5 protein-coding genes and 1 pseudogene are annotated in these 5451 nt (G+C 54.8%); 2 read left to right on the top strand and 4 right to left on the bottom strand.

Features of this window, described 5'->3' with window-relative positions; all coding sequences use genetic code 11:
• A pseudogene (rpoB, locus tag ACJROR_RS11980) lies at positions 1-1613 on the bottom strand (DNA-directed RNA polymerase subunit beta); the annotation flags it as partial.
• A gap of 901 nt (positions 1614-2514) precedes the next feature.
• Between rpoB and ACJROR_RS11985 the strand changes: the two are divergent.
• The gene (locus ACJROR_RS11985) at positions 2515-3504 is read left to right on the top strand and encodes a hypothetical protein (protein WP_406547229.1); all 990 of its coding nucleotides are present in this window, start codon (positions 2515-2517) and stop codon (positions 3502-3504) included.
• Between the two features lie 168 nt (positions 3505-3672).
• Here the strand turns inward: ACJROR_RS11985 and ACJROR_RS11990 are convergent, their stop codons facing one another.
• From ACJROR_RS11990 to ACJROR_RS12000, 3 genes are all read right to left on the bottom strand, one after another.
• Positions 3673-4050 carry a hypothetical protein gene (locus tag ACJROR_RS11990; RefSeq protein WP_406547230.1) on the bottom strand — a complete coding sequence of 126 codons (378 nt, stop codon included), beginning with the start codon at positions 4048-4050 and terminating at the stop codon, positions 3673-3675.
• 65 nt (positions 4051-4115) lie between these two features.
• Positions 4116-4529, bottom strand: a complete 414-nt coding sequence (locus ACJROR_RS11995; RefSeq protein ID WP_406547231.1) for a hypothetical protein — start codon at positions 4527-4529, stop codon at positions 4116-4118.
• 39 nt (positions 4530-4568) lie between these two features.
• The gene (locus ACJROR_RS12000) at positions 4569-5021 is read right to left on the bottom strand and encodes a hypothetical protein (RefSeq protein WP_406547232.1); all 453 of its coding nucleotides are present in this window, start codon (positions 5019-5021) and stop codon (positions 4569-4571) included.
• 184 nt (positions 5022-5205) lie between these two features.
• Between ACJROR_RS12000 and ACJROR_RS12005 the strand changes: the two genes are divergently transcribed.
• Positions 5206-5451, top strand: a 246-nt coding sequence (locus ACJROR_RS12005; RefSeq protein WP_406547233.1) for a hypothetical protein, incomplete at its 3' end; no start/stop codon positions are given.

The raw sequence follows: 5451 nt of genomic DNA on the forward strand, positions 1-5451 counted from the left end.
CCGGCAAAATCCTCGCAGTTCTCATCCAGGGGCACATCGGAAAGCCGGATGCAGAACATGCGCTTGTCCTGGCCATTTACGGTAACGTCGCGGATATAGCGCTTTTCGTTATCGGGGTTTCCGTCGGTCACGGCTGGAATGACGGAGCGCTGCAGATTGTCAAAAAACTTGAAGTAGCCGCGATCCGGAATCCGGGACGGAATGAGCTCGGCGGTCTTGTCCTTGGTGGCGGCGGCGGCCTTCAGGAAGGCGGGGAATTCCATGTAAACCACGCCGTCCTTGATAAACACGCAGGAATCGTCCTTGTTGTATTCGCCGGCGGTAACCAGAGACTTGACGCCGTTGGCCAGAGCCTCGTTTTCCTTAAAGTGCTCGTCAAACTTCATGCGGCCCACTTCGGAAAGATCGTAGTGGTCAAAATTGAAGAACATTCTGTCCACGAAATCTCTGGCGGTATCCTCGTCCAGTCTGTCGCCGGGACGCATGGTGGCATAGATGCTGTAAAGAGCGTCCTTCTGGGTGATGGTGGGATCGATGGTGATGGTGGAGGAGATGAAGGGACCGTCGTCAACGTTGCTGGTGTAGATGGCCTCGAACTTCTTGATCTTGTTTTCCGCAAGATTCAAAAGCACGTCGGCGGTGATGTTGGTATTCACCTCGGCAATCAGGTTGCCCTGCTTGTCATAGTAGTTGTGAGCCAGCAGCTTATCGAAGAGATATTCCTCGGGAATTTCGATGGCCTTGACCTTGACGCCCTTGGAAACCTCAATGGTATTGGTGATGTCGGCCTTGGCCAGCTGTCTGATGTGGCGCTTGGAGATCTTCTTGTTCTTCTCCACGATGACCTGATCGCCCACCCGGACATCGAAGCTCAGGGTCTGACCGTCGAGTCTTTCGGGGATAACCTCCATCCAGACCTTGCCGTTCTTGAGCTCGAAGAAGGTGGTGTCGAAGAAGGTATTGATGATCTGCTCGTTGTCAAAGCCGTAGGCACGGAGGAGCTGAGTGGCCGGAAGCTTTCTCTTGCGGTCAATGCGGACAAACAGGTTGTCCTTGTGGTCAAACTCGAAGTCCAGCCAGGAGCCCCGGGCGGGAATCACGCGGGCCCCGAAAATGGTACGGCCGGGATAGTTCTTGCCCTTGTCGCTGTCAAAGAAGACGCCGGGAGATCTGTGGAGCTGAGAAACCACCACGCGCTCGGTGCCGTTAATAACGAAGGTGCCGTTTTCCGTCATCAGGGGGATTTCGCCCATGTAGACTTCCTGCTCCTTCACGTTGACCACCTTGTGATCCTTATCCTTCTGGACATAGCGGAGCTTAACCCTGAGGGAGGACTGGTAGGAGGCGCCGCGGATGAGACACTCGCGGACATTGAACTCAGGCTCGTCCAGGCGGAAGGAATCATACTCGAGAACGGCCTGCTCGTTGGCGCTCTCAATGGGGAATACGCTCTTTATGGCATTGGAAAGGCCGCATTCTCCGTTGTGATCCGGAGTGATGAAACGATCGTAGGAATCAACCTGAATGGAAAGCAGGTAAGGCACGTCAATGAACTGCGGTCTCTGACCGAAGCTCTTTCTGATGCGCTTCTTTTCGGTGTTGGATATCTTCATTGAAGCAGATTACTCCATAACGTTTAACAAATAGTTCATGCCGGAAGCCGCGGGCTCCCGGGCGGGTCTGTGACATGTGACACCGGCCGCGCAGAACTGTCGATATCTTTAACAGACAAGTAAAATTTGCCTATTTTATTGCAAAGAATGAGACGTGTGTAAAATAACCGCTTTTTTCAGGTGTCAAATTCCGACTTTGTTTAAATTATGTGAAGTAGTTCACATTTTTAGAAAAAATTACCGGTTAGCAGAGCTCCGGTAAAAACCGCCGGATTCCGGGACAGATCACATTTTTCCGGGAAAAATAACGATTATTCGTGAACACTCGAATCTGCCCCGCCGCTGCCGCCCCGCCCGGATTTGCGGTTCCGGAAACTCGCAAACCCGGCGCGGTTCATTGCCCGCGGATCTGACTGAGACTGAAGAGACGGATCCTTATGACCATCCTTGAAAAGTCTTCCCGGGAGGATCACGCCGGCAGAAGCAAATCCTTGCTTTTCCAGCAAAGCTGTGATACTTTGGTTGGTGCCTTATTTAATTTAGAAACTGTTTAGAAACTGGCGCTGTTATCCGGCATCAGTTTCTTCTTTTTTTTGCCCTGCCGCGCCGATCCCGCTCCCGCCCTGATTTCTCCTCTTATTCTGCCGTTTCATCATCTGACCGCATATTCCGTCAGGTCCTGAGCTTTTTACGAGCCGCCATTTGCGCCCTGTTTACCCCCGCTTTCGTTTCGAGGCGATTCGCTTTGACGAGAGCATGGCAGTTTAATGAATGATCGGCCGCATAACAGAACTTTAAAGCTGATTCGCTGTCAAAATGCAAGGCTACCGGAGTTTTTTCTTGTTTCAGGCAGCTTTGAGATTCTTTCTTGCGGGATAACGGAGAAGTTAAGGAGTCAATTATGAAATGCAAATTCAGCAAATCCGCAGCGCTGATTTTCGGGGCCCTGGCCTTTGCCGCCGCCGGCTGCGGCGGCGGTGATCACCACCACCATCATCATGACGATCCCGAGGATGATGACACTGTTCTGGTGGATCTTCAGGTGATCGACGGCTATCTCGATGATGCCATGGTGTTCATTGACATGAACCGCAACTTTGAATGGGATCGCAATGAACCCCGGGCCTATGCCGATGATTACGGCCTCGTGCATCTCAGTGTCTGGAAGGAGGATCTCCGGAGCCGCGGCGACACCCCGCTTCAGGCGATTGCCGTGTCCCGGAAAGGCGCCCGGGATTACATCTACGACGGCAGAGACGATACCGGGAGCGACATTGTCATGTCCCGCAATATTTTTGTGAACCGGGATATGAATGACGGCGTCTGGTACATTATTTCCCCGTACTCCACCCTTACGGATATCGAACTCAGCGGCACCTCCGCCTTCAATGACTTTCAGGAGTACCGCGACCGGCTGACCAGCATTGCCGGAGAGGCCGGGGCCAGCGAAAAGACCGTCTACGACAGCGTTGACTACAATGTCAGATTCCGCGATGAAAATGACCTCAAAACCGTAGTTGCCGGCGAAGTTCTGGCCAGAAAGGACAAGCTCCCGAAATCCCTGGAGGAGCTCCGGGATCTTATGGAGGCGGTAAGCTGGGGCAGCGATGACTATGACCTTTCCGAATGCCGGGAGCTCACTCAGACTATCGTGGCTCAGGCAGAGAGCGACATGAAGGACAATAACAAGTATTCCGGAAACGATCTCATTGCCACCATCAAGGACGTTCTCGGCAAATCCGAGGCTGAAGCTGATGCCAAAGATGATGAGAAGTCTGACGGCGAAAAGACTGGCGATGAAAAGGCTGACCAGAATGCTGATGAAAAGGCCGATGAAGCTGATGATGCCGCCCGTCCGGTTCTGGTAATCGACAATCGGGGGAATGACTGACCGCTGCGCCGGAACGAAAAACCCGGCACAGGCAGCATTCTCTCTGACAGCGTGAAAGATCTGAATCTCAGCTGAGAGTCAGTTAAAAGCCCCGGCGGCGCAGCGCCCCGCCGGGGTTTTTTATGTCCGATTAAGCCGCGGTCTTATGCGGGCCGGCCGGATCCGGCTTCAGCGCCCCCTGGTGCCCTTGCGGTTCCCGTGCTTGTCCCGGTAGGTGGTTTTGCCCCGGGAGTCGGTTTCCGCGGTGCCCGTGCGATTTCCGTATCTGTCCCGGTAGGTGGTCTTGCCCCGGGAGTCGGTTTCCGAAGTGCCCATGCGGTTCCCGTATTTGTCCCGGTAGGTGGTTTTGCCCCGGGAATCCGTTTCCGCGGTGCCCATGCGGTTCCCGTATCTGTCCCGGTAGACGGTTTTGCCCCGGGAGTCAGTTTCCGCGGTGCCGATGCGGTTTCCGTACTTGTCCCGAATCACCTCCGGAGCCCCCAGGACATCCTGAGAAAAAAGAACCGCCCCGCTAAGCAGCGTTAATGCCAGTAACACCTTCTTCATATCCTGTTCTCCCTGTTTGCTCCGTTCGTTCCTGAAAATTCAGCCCTCTCAGCTGCTGCCGCAGGTCAGCGGCTGCTCTCCCCTGTGCGGTTCCCATGCTGATCCCGGTAGATGGTTCTCCCCCGGGAATCGGTTTCCGCGGTGCCGGTGCGGTTCCCGTACCGATCCCGGTACACGGTTCTCCCCCGGGAATCGGTTTCGGAGGTGCCGGTGCGGTTCCCGTAGCTGTCCCGGTAGACGGTTTTGCCCCGGGAATCCGTTTCCGCGGTGCCGGTGCGGTTCCCGTATTTATCCCGGTATACGGTTTTGCCCCGGGAATCAGTTTCCGCGGTGCCAATGCGATTCCCGTACCTGTCCCGCACGACCTCCGCGGCGGCAGCGGCATCCCCCGCTCCGGAAGAGAAAATGGCGGGGAGAAGCGCCAGCATGGCTGAGAGCATGACTGAATGAATGGCTGCCCGCAGAAAAAAACGTTTCATCTTCTGTCTCCTGAGTTAGCAAATGAAGGCCTGACTCCGTCAGCGGCCGCCGTAGCCGGTGATATTGCCGCTGGCATCCCGGTATGTCCGGTTCCCCTGAGCATCGGTTTCCCCGGTGCCCGTGCGGTTCCCGGCGCTGTCCCGGAATACCATGCGGCCCGCGCCGTCTCTGGTGCCGGTGCCGGTGCGATTCCCCGCGCTGTCCCGGATAACCAGATTCCCCGAGGAATCAACATCAGCCGTGCCCACGCGGTTTCCGGCGCTGTCCCGGAAAACCATATGCCCGGAGGAATCGACATCCGCCGAACCCACCCGGTTTCCGGCATTGTCCCGGTACACCACATGACGCCCCGATGAATCCTTTTCCATAGTGCCGATACGATTCCCGGAGGCATCCCTGAGTACCTCTGTTGCCGCAAATGATGCCGGGAATATCGCAAGGGACAGCAAAATGAACCCTCTAAGAAAAGCCCTGGTAAGTAATCCGTTCATCTCAGATCTCCGTAAATCCCGCTTGGTTCGTCCTCTTCCGATTTTAACACCGGAGCGGGGTAACCGGATATAAATGATGTCGTAGCCTGCAAGTTTGTCAGAGCTTCTGTTATAGTTAATAGCTACTCTGATGTAACACCCCTGAAAATGACTTATCCTGAATACCGGCTCTCTTTCTCATTTTTTGCTTTTCTCAGCTGTTTTCTCCGGAACCTGCCCGGGGTTCGGGGACGAGTCCGGCATTCGTGACCGTATTCGCGGTATTTCCCGGGAAAGCGCCTACAATACATTAAAAGAGCGGGCCAAGATGCTGATAAAACCGGATCTGAACTCCCGGTGCGGCATCTTCATCTCTGCATCTCCCGCCCTTCCTTTCTGTCTCAAACTGCAATCCTTTTTTGCCAAGGTGGTTCCTCATGCTGAAGTCCTT

The organism is Succinimonas sp. (assembly GCF_045225735.1).
Taxonomy (GTDB): Bacteria; Pseudomonadota; Gammaproteobacteria; order Enterobacterales; family Succinivibrionaceae; genus Succinimonas.